The organism is Corynebacterium sp. CQ3829_602738 (assembly GCF_054478435.1).
The window spans coordinates 1,616,243-1,630,555 of sequence record NZ_CM137003.1; the positions used below are offsets into that span (position 1 = coordinate 1,616,243).

Annotated in this window: 15 protein-coding genes; 5 read left to right on the forward strand and 10 right to left on the reverse strand. The window is 68.0% G+C overall.

The genetic code is table 11. The features are described 5' to 3' along the window. Positions 1-13: 13 nt before the first annotated feature. The 8 genes from pyk to ACX1NL_RS07840 are packed head-to-tail and all read right to left on the reverse strand — an operon-like array spanning position 14 to position 6,911. Positions 14-1,438: a pyruvate kinase gene (gene pyk, locus ACX1NL_RS07805; RefSeq protein WP_458897806.1), complete on the reverse strand. Its 1,425-nt coding sequence runs from the start codon at positions 1,436-1,438 to the stop codon at positions 14-16. Continuing rightward, positions 1,431-2,381 carry a prolipoprotein diacylglyceryl transferase gene (gene lgt, locus ACX1NL_RS07810; RefSeq protein ID WP_311389404.1) on the reverse strand — a complete coding sequence of 317 codons (951 nt, stop codon included), beginning with the start codon at positions 2,379-2,381 and terminating at the stop codon, positions 1,431-1,433. The genes pyk and lgt overlap by 8 nt, the downstream gene beginning before the upstream one ends. A 26-nt stretch (positions 2,382-2,407) precedes the next feature. Then, positions 2,408-3,226 carry an indole-3-glycerol phosphate synthase TrpC gene (locus tag ACX1NL_RS07815; protein WP_458897807.1) on the reverse strand — a complete coding sequence of 273 codons (819 nt, stop codon included), beginning with the start codon at positions 3,224-3,226 and terminating at the stop codon, positions 2,408-2,410. A 44-nt stretch (positions 3,227-3,270) separates the two neighbouring features. Next, on the reverse strand, positions 3,271-3,963 hold the full coding sequence (locus ACX1NL_RS07820) for a TIGR02234 family membrane protein (protein WP_458897808.1): 693 nt from the start codon (positions 3,961-3,963) through the stop codon (positions 3,271-3,273). A 3-nt stretch (positions 3,964-3,966) separates the two neighbouring features. Continuing rightward, a complete protein-coding gene (locus tag ACX1NL_RS07825; protein ID WP_458897809.1) occupies positions 3,967-4,761 on the reverse strand; it encodes an inositol monophosphatase family protein in 795 nt (264 codons plus the stop codon). A 13-nt stretch (positions 4,762-4,774) separates the two neighbouring features. Beyond that, positions 4,775-5,404, reverse strand: a complete 630-nt coding sequence (locus ACX1NL_RS07830; RefSeq protein ID WP_269952622.1) for a type 1 glutamine amidotransferase family protein — start codon at positions 5,402-5,404, stop codon at positions 4,775-4,777. A 27-nt stretch (positions 5,405-5,431) separates the two neighbouring features. Further along, the gene (locus ACX1NL_RS07835) at positions 5,432-6,730 is read right to left on the reverse strand and encodes an MFS transporter (protein ID WP_311389394.1); all 1,299 of its coding nucleotides are present in this window, start codon (positions 6,728-6,730) and stop codon (positions 5,432-5,434) included. Position 6,731: 1 nt separating this feature from the next. Continuing rightward, positions 6,732-6,911: a hypothetical protein gene (locus ACX1NL_RS07840; protein WP_269952623.1), complete on the reverse strand. Its 180-nt coding sequence runs from the start codon at positions 6,909-6,911 to the stop codon at positions 6,732-6,734. A 101-nt stretch (positions 6,912-7,012) separates the two neighbouring features. Between ACX1NL_RS07840 and ACX1NL_RS07845 the strand changes: the two genes are divergently transcribed. Then, positions 7,013-8,059: a YbjN domain-containing protein gene (locus tag ACX1NL_RS07845; RefSeq protein ID WP_458897810.1), complete on the forward strand. Its 1,047-nt coding sequence runs from the start codon at positions 7,013-7,015 to the stop codon at positions 8,057-8,059. Here the strand turns inward: ACX1NL_RS07845 and ACX1NL_RS07850 are convergent, their stop codons facing one another. Both ACX1NL_RS07850 and ACX1NL_RS07855 read right to left on the reverse strand, forming a co-directional pair. Beyond that, complete coding sequence (locus ACX1NL_RS07850) at positions 8,060-8,578, reverse strand: hypothetical protein (RefSeq protein WP_392398917.1); 519 nt, start codon at positions 8,576-8,578, stop codon at positions 8,060-8,062. Next, entirely contained in the window at positions 8,569-9,279 is a 711-nt protein-coding gene (locus tag ACX1NL_RS07855; protein ID WP_392398916.1) for a nuclear transport factor 2 family protein, read from the reverse strand. Before ACX1NL_RS07855 ends, ACX1NL_RS07850 begins: the two co-directional genes overlap by 10 nt. Positions 9,280-9,547: 268 nt before the next feature. Here ACX1NL_RS07855 and ACX1NL_RS07860 point away from each other — a divergent pair, with 268 nt between their 5' ends. From ACX1NL_RS07860 to ACX1NL_RS07875, 4 genes are read left to right on the forward strand one after another with little or no spacing between them, the layout of a single operon-like run. Further along, the gene (locus ACX1NL_RS07860; protein ID WP_458897811.1) at positions 9,548-10,126 is read left to right on the forward strand and encodes a TetR family transcriptional regulator; all 579 of its coding nucleotides are present in this window, start codon (positions 9,548-9,550) and stop codon (positions 10,124-10,126) included. Beyond that, positions 10,119-12,287 (forward strand): glycogen debranching protein GlgX, encoded by a 2,169-nt coding sequence (glgX, locus tag ACX1NL_RS07865; RefSeq protein ID WP_458897812.1) that lies wholly within the window; start codon positions 10,119-10,121, stop codon positions 12,285-12,287. Before ACX1NL_RS07860 ends, glgX begins: the two co-directional genes overlap by 8 nt. Continuing rightward, positions 12,287-13,675 carry an exonuclease domain-containing protein gene (locus tag ACX1NL_RS07870; RefSeq protein ID WP_458897813.1) on the forward strand — a complete coding sequence of 463 codons (1,389 nt, stop codon included), beginning with the start codon at positions 12,287-12,289 and terminating at the stop codon, positions 13,673-13,675. The genes glgX and ACX1NL_RS07870 overlap by 1 nt, the downstream gene beginning before the upstream one ends. 53 nt (positions 13,676-13,728) lie before the next feature. Then, entirely contained in the window at positions 13,729-14,310 is a 582-nt protein-coding gene (locus ACX1NL_RS07875) for a hypothetical protein (RefSeq protein ID WP_458897814.1), read from the forward strand. Positions 14,311-14,313 lie beyond the last annotated feature (3 nt).

Sequence of the window (14,313 nt, forward strand, 5' to 3'; positions counted from 1 at the left end):
CCAGCGTAACCACTTACGGGTTGCGCGTGTCCTCGCCGAGCTGGTGCACGTGGATGGTGTTCGTCGTGCCCGCAACACCCGGCGGGGTGCCAGCGACGACGACCATGGTGTCGCCCTCGTTGTACTGCTCCATCGCCAGCAGCTGGCGGTCCACCACCTTGATCATGTCGTCGGTGCTGTGGACCTGCTCGCACAGGAACGTCTCCGCGCCCCACGTCATGGCCAGCTGCGACCGCACCTGCTGCACCGGCGTGAACACCAGCAGCGGCAGGTCCGGGTGCAGGCGCGCCACGCGGCGGGCGGTGTCGCCGGAGGTGGTGAAGGTGACAATCGCGCGCGCGTTGAGGCGGTCGGCGATGTCGTGGGCCGAGTAGGACACCACGCCGCGCTTCGTGCGCGGGATGTGGTTCAGCGGCGGCACGGTGCCCATCTGCTCCGCGGAGCGCACGATGCGGCTCATGGTGCGCACCACGTTGTGCGGGTCCACTCCCACGGACGTCTCGCCGGAGAGCATCACGCCGTCCGCGCCGTCGAGCACCGCGTTGGCCACGTCGGAGGCCTCTGCGCGGGTCGGGCGGGAGTTCTCGATCATGGAGTCGAGCATTTGCGTGGCGACGATCACCGGCTTGGCATTCTCACGCGCAATCTGGATCACACGCTTCTGCACCGCCGGGACCTGCTCGAGCGGGATCTCCACGCCCAGGTCGCCGCGCGCCACCATGACTGCGTCGAACGCGAGGATGATGGACTCCAGCGCGTCCACAGCCTCGGGCTTTTCAAGCTTGGCGACGACAGGCACACGCCGGCCGACCTCATCCATGATTTCGTGCACCAGCTCCACGTCGGCCGGGGAACGCACGAACGACAGGGCGATGATGTCCACGCCGAGCTCGAGTGCGAAGCGCAGGTCCGCCTTGTCCTTCTCGCTCAGCGCCGGCACGGAGATGTCCATGCCCGGAAGCGACACGCCCTTGTTGTTGGACACCGGGCCGCCCTCGGTGACGCGGCAGACCACGTCGTTGCCGTCGACCTCGGTGCAGACCAGGCCGACCTTGCCGTCGTCCACGAGCAGGCGGTCGCCCGGCTTCGCGTCCTGGGCGAGCTGCTTGTAGGTGGTGGACACGCGGTCGTGCGTGCCTTCGATGTCGTCGACGGTGATGCGGACGGTCTCGCCGGTTTCCCAGTAGGTCTTGCCGTCGCCTTCGAAGCGGCCGAGGCGGATCTTCGGGCCCTGCAGGTCGGCCAGGATGCCCACTGCGTGGCCGGTCTCGTCGGTGGCCTCGCGGACCCAGCGGTAGTTCTGCTCGTGGTCCGGGTAGTCGCCGTGCGAGAAGTTCAGGCGCGCCACGTCCATGCCGTCGCGCACCAGCCCCAAAATCGCATCCTTGCTGGCCACAGCGGGGCCGAGGGTGCAGACGATCTTTGTCCTTCTATCCACGTGTACCAACCTCACCTTCGTAGGTGCCATTCGTGTTCTTCAGCGCCCCACGGTACTCCCGATCCTGGGAGTCTGCCGTGGACGAACGGTTGTACTCCGGGTCCACTTCCTCCGGGGTCTCCCTCCCCTTTTGCAGCATGAAGAAGATCACCACGGCGACGATGAACAAAATCGCGGAGACCCACGTGTTCACGCGCAAGCCGAGGATGAGGTTCGCCTCGTCGCGGCGCATGAACTCGATAAAGAACCGGCCCAGCGTGTAGCCGGCCACGTACAGCCAGAACACGCGGCCGTGGCCGAGGCGGAAGCGGCGGTCCGCCCAGACGATCACGAAGAACACCGCAACGTTCCAGATCAGCTCGTAGAGGAACGTCGGGTGCACGCTCGCGATCACCTCGCCGGTGGAACGTCCCGTCAGCGGGGCGTACTGGCCGGCTTCGTTGACGCGATAGTAAATGTCCAGCGCCCACGGCACATCGGTCTCCGCGCCGTAGAGCTCCTGGTTGAAGTAGTTGCCCAGCCGGCCGATGCCCTGGGCGAGGATCACCGACGGCGCGATCGCGTCCGCAAGCGGCGCTATCGGCAGCCCCTTGCGCCGCATCATCACCCACACCGCCAACGCGCCAAGCGTCACCGCGCCGATGATGCCAAGGCCGCCGGCGGTGATGTTGAAGGCCTGCCAGGGGTTTTTGCCTTCGCCGAAGTACTTCTGGTGGTCCGTGATCACGTGGTACAGGCGCCCGCCGATGATGCCGGCCGGGATGACCACAATCGCCGCGTCCCACACCGTCTCCGGGTTGCCGCCGCGCGCTTTGTAGCGGCGCAGCGAGATCGCCATCGCGACGATGATGCCGGTGATGATGCACAGCGCGTAGGCGCGGATGGGGATGGGACCGAGGTACCACACGCCCTGCGGCGGCGACGGAATGTGAGCCAAGTTCAGCGTTTGCACGCCACTTAGTGTGCCATTTAGCGTCGCGACGGGCACGCGGGGTGCTGGCCCGCCGTGGCCAGCGAGCGCGTCGCGGAGAGCACATCGCCCGCCGCCATGACGGCCTCCGCCGCCAGCACAGCGTCCGCGCCGCAGGAGGCGGCGTTGATCAGATCGCGCGGGGTGGCCACGCCGCCAAGGCTGATCTTGATCACCTCGCTAGGCAGACCGGGCGCGATCTCGGCGAAGGCGTTGCGGTTCAGGTTGTTGGTGTCGAAGGTCCAGGAGTTGACCGCCACCACGGACACGCCCGCGCGCAGTGCGCGGTCCGCCTCCTCCGGGGTGCGCACCTCTGCCACGGCGGCCATGCCGAGGGATTCGGCGCGGTCCAGCAGCGCCTCGAAGCGGGCCTGGTCCAGGATGCCCACCTGCAGCGGGATGGCGTCGGCGCCGTAGCAGCGGGCCTCGTGGATCTGGTACGGGTCCACGATCACGTCGCGGCACACCATCGGCAGCTCCACCGCTGCCCTGGCCTGGGCCATGTCGGCCAGGGAGCCGTCGAAACGCAACCGCTCCGTCTGGCACGCGATGAGGTGGGCGCCGCCCGCCTCAATGTTCTGGGCCAGCGTCTCGACGCTGGAAAGCCCCGCGCCGGTGGGGCCGAAAACCGGCGAGTTGCGCTTGATCTCCACGATCACGCTGCAGCCATGACGCAAAAGCGCCGCCCGGACATCCCGGGTCGGCGCCATATCGCGCGAACGCGCTTTGATCTCTTTGAAGGAAACGGCGGCCTCACGTTTGGCAACGTCGCGAAGCACACCAGCGACAACGTCGTCGAGTGTGCTCGGAGCCGGCATGGCTACCTCCCAGTTGCAAGGGGCCTGGCCTGTCACGGATAAGGCTAGCGGGTGGACTCCGAGGATCGGAAATCCGGTCCATTCTGCGGATCAGTCGGGTCGATGTCCGCACTGATCGCATCCCACAGCACGCGGCCGGACTGGGGGTCCTCTTCCAAGTCCTCGCGCACCTTCTCCCGGCGCACGGTTTCTTTTTCGTATTTGTTCTGTCGGGGCGAATCCTCGCCCGGCCGCGCGATCAGCAGCACCCCGCCTGCCAAGCCGAGCACCGCCGCCGCGAGCGCCAACCCGGGGCCGGCAACAATCGTGGTGGCGGAGGTGATGTCCGCCCACTGCGCGATCGCCGGCGCGGAATTGCCCTGCTGCGCCTCGTCCGCGCCAGCGGTCAGCAGCGCGTGCACACGCTCCGGGTCCGCCCCGCCGAGCAGCAAGCGCACCGCTGGCACCGCCAGGCCAACGGACGCCGCGGTACAGATGGCGCCGATGACGCGGCGGCCGAGGCGTCGCAAAGCAAATGCCGCGACCATGCCGGCAAGCAGCAGCACCGCAATCGCGCCGGTCTCAGTGGACCAGTCCGCGCCGTTGACGGTTGCCTCGCCGCCGCCGGAGATGTCGTCGACGAACTCGGCGCGCACCCACGCCATCCGCGAGCTGATCCAGCTCAGCGCGCCCGCGACACCGAGCGCGAGAGCCCCTTTGCGGGCGGCCTTCTTGTCGGGTTTTGCGGCTGTAGTCATGCGTTAGTCCTCCTCGCCCGCATCAATTCGTACTGCCTGAATCGCCTCCATCACCGCGGCGTGGGCTTTGGTGGTGCCGACCACTGCCCCGACTTTGCCGGGCTCCCACGGCGTGCCGTCGCCGGCGGTGGCCACGGCCCCTGCGCTGCGGGCCAGCAGGATGCCCGCGGAGTTGTCCCACACGTGCGGCGAAAAACTCACCGCGGCCTGGTAGATGCCTTGGGCGGCGAACGCTAAGTCGATGCCCACCGAGCCGGAAATCCGCGGGCGCAGGTGCGCCCGGGTCAGCTCCCCTGCCAGGTCCAGGCGCTGGTTGGACGGCATGCGCCTGCGGTCGCGGGAGAACAGGGAGCCGACGCCGACGTGCGGCGCGGACGTGGCCTCGTTCACCGGCGGCAGCGCGGCGCCGTTGAGGTGCACCGGACCACCCTCGACGGCGGTCATCCGCATGTCCAGCAGCGGCGCGTCCACCACCGCCACCACAGGCTGCCGCTCCACCAGAAGCGAGACCAGGATCGCGCAGTTGGGGTTGCCGGTGGAATAGTTCGACGTCCCGTCGATGGGGTCCACCACCCAGCAGGCGTGCTCGTCCAGCTCACCGCCTTGCTCCTCGCCGAACACGCCGATGCCGGTCGCGCCGGTGAGCTTGTCGCGCAGCAGCTCCTCCACCGCCAGGTCCGCTGCGGTGGCGAAGTCGCCCGAGCCTTTGTGCAGGGCGGGCGCGGCGCCGAGTTCGTTGACGAAGATCTCGCGGGCGGCGTCAACCGCCGCCACTGCTGCTTGAAGGTTCTCCGTCATATCCGTCATCGTGCTATCCCAGCTGCGCGATCCAGTTGCGCAGCACGCCGGCGCCGGCCGCACCGGAGGCTTCGGGGTGGAAACGCGTCGTCCACAGCGGGCCGTTTTCCACCGCGGCGAGCACCTCGCCCGCCCAGCTCAGCTTCGGGTAGGCGATGAACTCGTCTTCTTTCAGCTCGAAATCGCGTGCCCCGGTCGCGGCGTTGAACACGAATTCCTGCGCGCCGTCGAGCATCTGCGAACCGTCCGCGGCCGCAACTGCTGCGCGCTCGACGGGAGCATCAAGCTTTACGACGCCTCCCGGCCACTCCCCGAACCCGGCCGCGCCGTCCGCGGCTCGCTCGAACAGCGCGTCCATCGCGGCGCCGACGACAAGCACGGGGCGCGAACCGGCGAGGCGCTGTCCCACCACGCGGTCCACCTGGGTGTTGCGCAGCACCCGCAGCGCCTCGGCGGCGTCGCCGGAGGCGGCCACCACCAGCCCGTCCGCGGCGACGGCGCTCGCCGGGTCCGACGTGATCTCCGCGTCAACCCCCTCAGCCCGCAGCGCGTCACGCAGCGCGCTGACGGCGGGGTCCGCGCCCGCAAACGGGTCGAACACTGCCACAGCCGCGGCTTGTTGGCCGGAGGATGTCTCGCTCATAGGTGCGTAGTCTAGCTCCCGCGCCGGTTACTGGCGCTTGCGCGGGTAGGGCCGCGGCACCTGCACCGACTTCAGGCGCGCGGACAGGTTGTTCACTTCCACCACGCGGTGGCGGCCCAGCTGCCGGTCCAAAAGCGTGATAGCCAGGCCGATGGTGATCACCGCAGAGGCGATGCCGAACACCGGGGCGAACGCCATCTGCGCCACGAGCACGCCGTAGAACGTGGAGCCCAAGCCGGTGCCGCCGTCGAAGCCGATGTTCCAGATCGCAGAGGCCTCCGACGTCTTGTGGCGCGGCAGACGGTAGAACAGCAGCGTCAGCGCCTCGTTTTGCACCCCGCCGAAGCCGGCGCCGTAGAACAGCGCGGCGATGAGCATCGTCCACGCCGGCAACTCCATGGACAGGATCATCGCCATCAGCGCGACACCGATGGCGGCGATGATCTGGCACGGGATGATGACGCTGCCCGGGTAGCCGCGGCGGTCCATGATCCGGCCGGCGGCGTAACGCGCCACCATGGCTGCGAAGTTGAGCACTGCGAGCATCACGCCCGCCAGCGCGGCGCCGGAGACTGGGTCAAGCTCACGCATGGACACCGGCAGGAAGTTCGTGATTGCGCCGTAGGCGGTGGTGACAAACATCAGGCCGAGCGCCGGGACCAGCGCGAGGTGCCACATGGGCACGCGCACGCTCTGCTGCGTCTCCGCGTCCGGATCCGCCGGCGGAATGGGCGGGATGGACAGGCAGGCCACCAGCGAGATCGCGCCGATGGAGGCGGCGATGACGTACACCGCGTCGTAGCCGATCTTGTCCACCAGCGCCAGACCGGACGGCAGCGCCACCATCTGCGCCAGGCCGACGACCATGCCGAAGATGCCGGTGGCGCTGCCCAAAAGGCGCAGCGGCACGAGCTCGGCGATGATGGCGGCTTCCGCCACGGACAGCGCGCCGAAGCCGACGCCGCGAATGGCGCTGACGGTCAGAAGCGGTACCGCGTCCATGCCGAGCATGTAGCCGAACGCCGGGATGCCCAGCAGCAGCGAGGAGGCCGCCAGCACCCAGCCGAAGCCGAACGTTTTCAGCGCTTTGGGGGTGAACACCTGGGTGATCACGGTGGCGAGCATGAACACGCCGGTGGACAGCCCTGCCAGAGAAGCCGGCTCGCCCGCGTCGATCACGGCGGTGGGCACCACCGGCAGCAGCAGCGCCCACGCCGCGAAGGCCGAGGCCACGGCAACGAGCACGGGGATCAGGCCGCGGGCGCGCCAGACGTTGGTCAGCGATTCAACCTCGCCGCGGGTCAGCGGTTGTTTGGACCACGCCATGTCACATCACCTCCAGGAGCGTGAGAGCTGCGAAGAGCAGGGCCATGACAGCCAGAAGCGCTAACACGGCGGTAACCGCGCGCGGCGCTCCGCGTTGGTAGCTGGACCACACTCCGCCGACGAGAAGCCCCGCCACAAGGCTGAGCACCACCACCAAAATCGGATTCCCGACAGCGGACACCGCAATGACCTCCTTCACAACCGAGTCGATTCCGCCGACATTGTAGACGCTGCATCGAAATCCACGGCCGCTGCCGTCGGGCGGGGCGTTATGCTCGCTGTATGGGAAAGCACGCTGCACCGGTGGGCCGCCAGCGCCCCGGCGAGGTCACGCTCGAGCGCGCCGCCGCCGTATTGGAGGGCCTCGGTTTCAATCCGCTGGTGCGCCCGGACCGCCTAGTTATCGGCGCCCACGCTTTCACCGTTGCGCTGTGGATTGACTACGCCCGCCCGATGGCGCTGGTCATCGACACCGCAGAGCGCATCCCCACCGACTTCGAGCATGCAGGCGCGCTCGCCCGCTTCATCAATACGTGGAACCACGACCGGGTCGGACCGTGGGCGAGCTACCGCCTGATGGAGTCCGGCGATGTGTGCGCGCGCATGCGCCGGGGCGTGCACATCAAGCATGGGCTTAGCGACGATCAACTGGCCGCCGAACTCGCCGACACCCTCGAGCACGCCGCCGCGTTTTACCGGCAGCTGCGCGAGCGCTTCTTGGACGCGAGCCTGGACCAGCCGCTGCCGCCGCAGCTCATGCGCGCCCAGGACACGGAGGTGCTGCTGGGGCGGCACCCGTCGCTGCGTCACCTGCCCCGCGGGGGACGTCGCGAGGTGGCCACGGCACCGGAGCTCTTCAAAGACGTGGACGGGCCCGCCGGCGAGATCGCGCCGGCGGACATCAGCGACCTCACCGCCGCGTTGGACGAGTTGGAGTTCCGCTACGGCGTCGGCGAGGACGGCGTGATCGCCACCGGTGTCAACGGCGTGGCGTTCGCGCTGACCATCGACGGCGAACCGGGGCCGCGCTACGCCCGCGTGACTGGCATGTGGGACACCGGCCGCGACGCGCTGGACGCGTTCTTGCCGCTGTGGCTGGTGTGCAACGACGTCAACGAACGCACCTGCGCCACCGCCGCGTACCTGCACGAGTTCGACGGCGCCGCCCACATGCACGCCGAATCAACCATGCTAGTGGCTGAAGGCGCGGCGCCGGAGCAGGTCGGCGAGTTTGTCGTTTCGGCGATGGCGGCGTGTCTTGCTGCCATCGACCACGTCAGCCAGCAGACGGCTGGCCACTCCGTGGTGGATTGGCCGGGCAGGCGCTAGCTAGCGCTCTTCTTTGGCGTAGGCCAAAAGGTTGGCGGTCCAGTACACCAGCACTGCCGCGAACGGGCCCGCCGCCCAGGCGGCACCTGGACGCACGGGCGGCACCATGGTCAGCGTGTCGCCGTCCGAAAGCGCATCGGGCGACGGGAGGGGGTGCACAAGCCCCACGAACCAGCCGCCGAAGATGTAGAGCGCGACCGCGGCTACAGCGCTGACGATGCCAGCCCAGAGCAGCCACGCCACCGACCCGCGGACCTTCCCGCGCCTCGCGGCGATCAGCGCGACTGCCGCCACGACAACACCGGCCAACGTGGTCAGCAAAGCGAACGAGCCGAAGCCCGCGAACTCGGCGTTGACGGGGCTTTCCGCCTGGTCCACGCGCAGCCCGCCGCCTTCGACCACGCCGATGTAGGCCGGGCGCACCAGCGCCCACACCCCGCCGCCGAGGATGCCCAAAACGCAACCGAGCGCCAGGAGCCCAGCTCCGGCGCTCAGTGCGGACTTGCGGATTAGTTGCACAGCTTCCAGCGGCCGTCTTCCTTCTGGAAGATCATGGTCGAGGTTTCCTCACCCTGGTCGCTCTTCGCGGTCAGGCTTGCGGACGCGCGGTCACCGTCGATACGCACATCGTCCAGGCTGACCTCGGTCTCCGGCAGGTCGATGCCCTGGCCCTGCTCCTCGGCAAGACGGCTGGCTTCCTGCACCTGCTCCAGGCTCATGCCCTGGCGCTCAAGCTCCTCCAGCATCGGCTCGGTCACGGCCTTGCAGGAGTTTTCCAAGATGGTCGGGGTCCAGTCCGCGAACGAGCCCGGGTTCAGCACGGCACGGGCGGTGTCTTCCATCTCCCGGCGGTCGTCCTCGCTGCCCTCCTTACCGTTGGCCAGCGGCTCGTTGGTGTTTTCCGGCATGCCGTTTTCAAACGGGTTGGCCAGTGTCGGCGGCTGCTCCTCGCCGCCCTGCGCCTGGTCGGACTTCTTCTTGTCGTCCTTGTTTTCCTTCTTCTTCTTTTCCGTCTCGGAGCTCTTCGAAGTCTTTTCCGTCTTCTCTTCGGACTTTTCAGACTTCTCGGATTTTTCCGCAGAGGCTTCCGTGGAAGAGTTCGCGGCGGACGCCTCAGGTGCCTCGGCGGCGGTGGAAAGGCCGCCGGAGGTGCCTTCGTCGTCGGACCCGCACGCGGCGAGCGGGAGCACGAGGGCGAGCGCCGCCGTCGTTACTGCCATGCTCTTCTTCGTTTGCAACTTCACGGTATACCTGTACCTCTCGTTGTCGGACCCGCCCGGTAATTCGGCACGGGTTGGCACCAGCGACTGTTTCCTTCTTCGTTTTTCGGTATCAACAATGCAGTCGCGGTGAAGACCTGTCAGAAATAGTACCAACTACTCACTGTCGCTCCCGTTGGACATCTATACAAGCATTCTGGAGGGTTTCTGTGAGTCCGCGTAAAGCCTTTTTGGTCACTCGAAGACGCCGCACGTCTATGTTGGAGGAATGCAGTTAACCCGTGAGCGCATCACCGGCGCGGCGTTGGCAATCCTCGCCGAGTACGGGCTCGCGGACGTGTCCATGCGCCGGGTGGCCACCTCGCTTTCCGTCGCGCCCGGCGCGCTGTACTGGCACATCGCGAACAAGCAGGAACTCATCGCCTCCATGGCGGAAGAGATTGTGCAGGAGCTTTTGTGCGGCCCCCTGCCGGAGCCCGCACGCTTAAGCGGCGAGCTGCGCGAAGCGCTCCTTTCCACCCGCGACGGCGCGGAGGTCGTGGTCGCGGCGGTCAGCCAGCCCGGCTCGCAAGTGCAAAAAGAGTTGGAAACCAGGTTCGCGGCGTCGGTGAGGGCGTGGCTGGGCGAAGCTGCGTCGACAAGCAATGTGCGCGTCGCGGCCCGCGGGTTGCTGCGACTGACCTTAGGCGACGCGGCGGTGCAGCAAGCCGCCGCGCAGCTGGCGCAGGCGACCGGGGCGGACGAGGAGTCGGACGGCGCGGACGAGCACGCCGCGGCGGTGGCCTTCCTGCTCGACGGCCTAAAGCGAAGTGCCTCAGCGGGCACTAAGCTGTGGCCCCATGAGTGAGACCATCGTCTGGCCCGGTTCCTCCTACCCCCTGGGCTCCACGTTCGACGGCGCAGGCACGAACTTTGCGCTGTTCTCCGGTGTCGCGGAGAAGGTGGAGCTGTGCCTCATCGACGACGACGGGGCGGAGACCCGCATCCCGCTGGAGGAAGTGGACAACCACGTCTGGCACGCCTACCTGCCCGGCGTGAGCCCGGGCCAGCGTTACGGCTACCGCGTACACGGGCCGTGGGATCCGGCGAACGGCAAGCGCTGCGACCCGAACAAGCTGCTGGTGGACCCGTACGCGCGCGCCTTCGACGGCAAATTCGACCAGCACTCCTCGCTGTTTTCCTACGACGTGCACGCCGACGAGCCGGGCACGGGCCGCAACGAGGAGGACTCGCTGGGACACACGATGCTGTCCGTGGTGATCAACCCGTTCTTCGACTGGGGCGACGACCGCGCGCCGAAGATCCCCGAAGGCGAATCCGTCATCTACGAGTGCCACGTCAAGGGCATGACGCAGACCCACCCCGGCATCCCGGAGGACCTGCGCGGAACCTATGCCGGCATGGCGCACCCGGTGATGGTGGACTACCTCAAAGACCTCGGTGTCACCGCGATTGAGCTGTTGCCGGTGCACCAGTTCCTGCAGGACGACCGGCTGCGGGACTTGGGGCTGCGCAACTACTGGGGTTACAACACGTTCGGGTTTTTCGCCCCGGAGAACAACTACGCCTCCTCCACCGCCCCGGGCGACGCGGTCGCCGAGTTCAAGCAGATGGTGCGTACGTACCACGAGGCGGGCATCGAGGTCATCCTGGACGTGGTGTACAACCACACCGCCGAGGGCAACCACATGGGGCCCACCATCGCGTTCCGCGGCATCGACAACGAGGCGTACTACCGGCTGGTGGACGAGGACAAGTTCCACTACATGGACTACACCGGCACCGGAAACTCCTTCAACGTGCGCTACCCGCACTCGCTGCAGCTGATCATGGATTCGCTGCGCTACTGGGTCACGGACATGCACGTGGACGGCTTCCGCTTCGACCTCGCCTCCACCCTGGCCCGCGAGTTTTCGGACGTGGACCGCCTGGCCACCTTCTTCGACCTGGTGCAGCAGGACCCGGTGGTCAGCCAGGTCAAGCTCATCGCCGAGCCGTGGGACGTGGGCGAAGGCGGATACCAGGTGGGCAACTTTCCCGCCCTTTGGAGCGAGTGGAACGGCAAGTACCGCGACACCATGCGCGACTTCTGGCGCGGCGAGGACTCCACACTCGGCGAGTTCGCCTCGCGCCTGACCGGTTCGTCGGACCTGTACCAGCACAACGGCCGCCGCCCCACCGCGTCGATCAACTTCATCACCGCCCACGACGGGTTCACCCTCAACGACCTGGTCAGCTACAACGACAAGCACAATGAGGCCAACGGCGAGGACAACCGCGACGGCGAAAGCCACAACCGCTCCTGGAACTGCGGCGCGGAAGGTGACACGGACGACCCGGAGGTGTTGGACCTGCGTGCTCGCCAGCGCCGCAACTTCTTGACCACCCTGCTGTTGTCCCAGGGCACCCCGATGCTCGCCCACGGCGACGAGATCGCCCGTACCCAGGGCGGCAACAATAACGTCTACTGCCAGGACAACGAGATCGCCTGGATGGACTGGTCCACGCTGGAGGAGGCGTCCGACCTGCACGACTTCACCCGGCGGCTGATCGAGCTGCGCCGCGACCATCCGGTGTTCCGCCGCCGCCGCTTCCTCGCCGGCGGCGCGCTGGGCGACGATGAGCACGACCGCGAGATCGCGTGGCTCACGCCTGAGTGCACACTGATGACGCAGGACGATTGGAATACCCCGTTCGGTCGTGCTCTGATGGTGTTCTTGGACGGCGACGCCATCGCCGAGCCGGATGCGCGCGGACAGCGCGTGGTGGACGATTCCTTCCTGCTGATGTTCAACGCCCACTACGAAGACATCGACTTCACGGTGCCGGGCGCCGAGTTCGGCGACGAGTGGGAGGTTGTCGTGGACACCACCGAACCGCTCGGAGTGCGCGAGAACGCGGAGCCGGTCCAGCCCGGCGCGGCTGTGACCGTGGGCCAGCGTTCCACCGTGGTGCTGCGCCGCACCCAACCACCCGCAGGCGAAGGAAATTCGGAGGCCAGCCACTAATGATCACCGCGCACGGCGCAACGTTGACCGTGACCAACGAGGCACTGACCCTCACCCCCACCCCGCTCGCGGCGTCGCTGCAAGGCAGTGGTAACTCCCGCGAGGTGGCCATCGCCGACATCGCCGGCGCCACCTCCGTTAAGGGTGACGCGTGGACCCGCTCGCGCGTGGACATCGACACCGGCGGAGACGCCTTAGCCGTCTGGTTCGCCCCCGGCGACGAGGAGGGCCCGAATGAGCTTTGCAAGCTTCTCGACGACGCACGGCACGGCCACGCCCCCGCCACCGGCACCGTGGCCGGCGGCGCCGGCATCCCGGGCTTTTCCTTCGTCGGCTTCGACGTGGAGACCGCGAACCGCCGCTGGGGCTCGATCTGCCAGATCGGCCTGGTGAAGATCGTCGACGGCGAAGAGGTGGACCGTGCGTCCTGGCTGTGCAAGCCGCCGGCGTCGCTGTCGCAGTTCGAGGAGGGCAACGTGGCCATCCACGGCATCACCGAGCAGGACGTCGCCGACGCGCCGGACGTGTGCGACTGCATCCCGAAGATGGCCGAGTTCGTCGGCGACCTGCCGCTGGTGGCGCACAACGCCCAGTTCGACGCGTCCGCGCTGCGCGACGCCTGCCGGGCCTCCGACGTCGAGGTGCCCCAGATGCTGTTCGCCTGCACGCTCGCCCAGGCGCGCGCCACCAAGCTGGACGTGGCCAACCACCGCCTGCCTACCCTCGCGGAGCACTTCGGCATCACGCTGGACAACCACCACGACGCCTGCGAGGACGCCGCGGCCTGCGCCGGCGTGATGGTGGGCCTGGCGCGCCAGGCCGGCCACACCGGCAGCCTGATGAGCTTCGTGCACGACTCCGGCTTCACCCTCGGCTCCATCGACGCCGCGCGCGTGACCCCGGTGTTGCGCGACCGCTCCGGCGCGGGCCGCGCGATGCAGGCGGAGAAGGCGGCCCAGGGCGGCGTCTCCGCTGCGGTTGCAGCATCGGCGGCGCCGCAAGGGTCGAATCAGGCGGGGCCGGCGAAGCCGTCGCAAAGCAAAGGGCCCCAGCGGCCCTGGCAGTCCGTGGCCACCCCGGACACCGTGCCGGAGCCGAACGCCGACGCGGACCCGAACGCGCCGCTCTACGGCGAAAACGTCACGCTGACCGGCGAGTTCGAGCCGCACGACAAGGGCGAGCTGTGGCAGAAAATCGCCGAGCAGGGCGCGCAGGTGGGCAAGAACGTGACCAAGAAGACCACCGTGCTGGTGGTCGGCGAATGGGCGACGGTGACCTCGAAGGAAAAGCGCGCCCGCGAGCTGATGGACAAGGGCCAGGACATCCAGATCTGGCAGGCCAGCCAGCTGCTTGAGGCGCTGGGGCTAGACGAACAACCGCCGTTTTAAAACAGTTTCGGCCTCGAGGGAACCGGGGCGGGTGCGGCTGCGTCTAAGTAGCCATGCAGCTTCTTCAACCAGCACCCGTATCCGCCACGGCGGTCACCTTGCGGCTAGCGCGAGTGGACAGCGCGGAAACCCGCGCGTGCATCGCCGCCGGTTTCGGCGCATCCACCGCGTTTATCAGCCTGTCGCCCGGCCTGGTGTGCGTGTTCGACTCTCCCACCGCCACCGGGCTGACGCACCAGGAGGTCGGCGCCGCGGGTATGAGCGCCCACCAACTGTGGAACGCCGCGGCGGCCCAGCTGGTCTCGCGCGCGCAGCGCGAGCACGGCGTGGAGTTTCTGGTGCGCTGCCCCAGCGCCGCGCTGGCCTGCGAGGAACTGCCGCGTGGCTTCGAGGTGGACGGCCACAGCGCCCCCGCCGCCTGGTGGCTTGCCCACCCGCAGCCCTTTACCCTGCTGCACCGCCACTTCGAGGCCGTGCTGCGTCCGGAGACTGGGCTTGTCTACGCCACCCGCGACGGGCGCGAGCTGTTCGTCTTCGACGCTCACGCCGAGGATGTGGCGCGGTGCCTGCCCGGCGCGGACGTGCTGAGCTACTCCGTAGGCTTTCCCCTGCTGTACGGCGGCCAATCCCGCTAGGGT

What these genes read in the sequence shown, in the direction of transcription:
- ACX1NL_RS07870 (WP_458897813.1), top strand. Translation starts at nt 12,287, where the DNA reads ATGATCACCGCGCACGGCGCAACGTTGACCGTGACCAACGAGGCACTG.
- glgX (WP_458897812.1), top strand. Translation starts at nt 10,119, where the DNA reads ATGAGTGAGACCATCGTCTGGCCCGGTTCCTCCTACCCCCTGGGCTCC.
- ACX1NL_RS07815 (WP_458897807.1), bottom strand. Translation starts at nt 3,226, where the DNA reads ATGCCGGCTCCGAGCACACTCGACGACGTTGTCGCTGGTGTGCTTCGC.
- ACX1NL_RS07875 (WP_458897814.1), top strand. Translation starts at nt 13,729, where the DNA reads ATGCAGCTTCTTCAACCAGCACCCGTATCCGCCACGGCGGTCACCTTG.
- ACX1NL_RS07835 (WP_311389394.1), bottom strand. Translation starts at nt 6,730, where the DNA reads ATGGCGTGGTCCAAACAACCGCTGACCCGCGGCGAGGTTGAATCGCTG.
- ACX1NL_RS07855 (WP_392398916.1), bottom strand. Translation starts at nt 9,279, where the DNA reads ATGGCAGTAACGACGGCGGCGCTCGCCCTCGTGCTCCCGCTCGCCGCG.
- ACX1NL_RS07845 (WP_458897810.1), top strand. Translation starts at nt 7,013, where the DNA reads ATGGGAAAGCACGCTGCACCGGTGGGCCGCCAGCGCCCCGGCGAGGTC.
- ACX1NL_RS07830 (WP_269952622.1), bottom strand. Translation starts at nt 5,404, where the DNA reads ATGAGCGAGACATCCTCCGGCCAACAAGCCGCGGCTGTGGCAGTGTTC.
- ACX1NL_RS07820 (WP_458897808.1), bottom strand. Translation starts at nt 3,963, where the DNA reads ATGACTACAGCCGCAAAACCCGACAAGAAGGCCGCCCGCAAAGGGGCT.
- ACX1NL_RS07825 (WP_458897809.1), bottom strand. Translation starts at nt 4,761, where the DNA reads ATGACGGAGAACCTTCAAGCAGCAGTGGCGGCGGTTGACGCCGCCCGC.
- ACX1NL_RS07860 (WP_458897811.1), top strand. Translation starts at nt 9,548, where the DNA reads ATGCAGTTAACCCGTGAGCGCATCACCGGCGCGGCGTTGGCAATCCTC.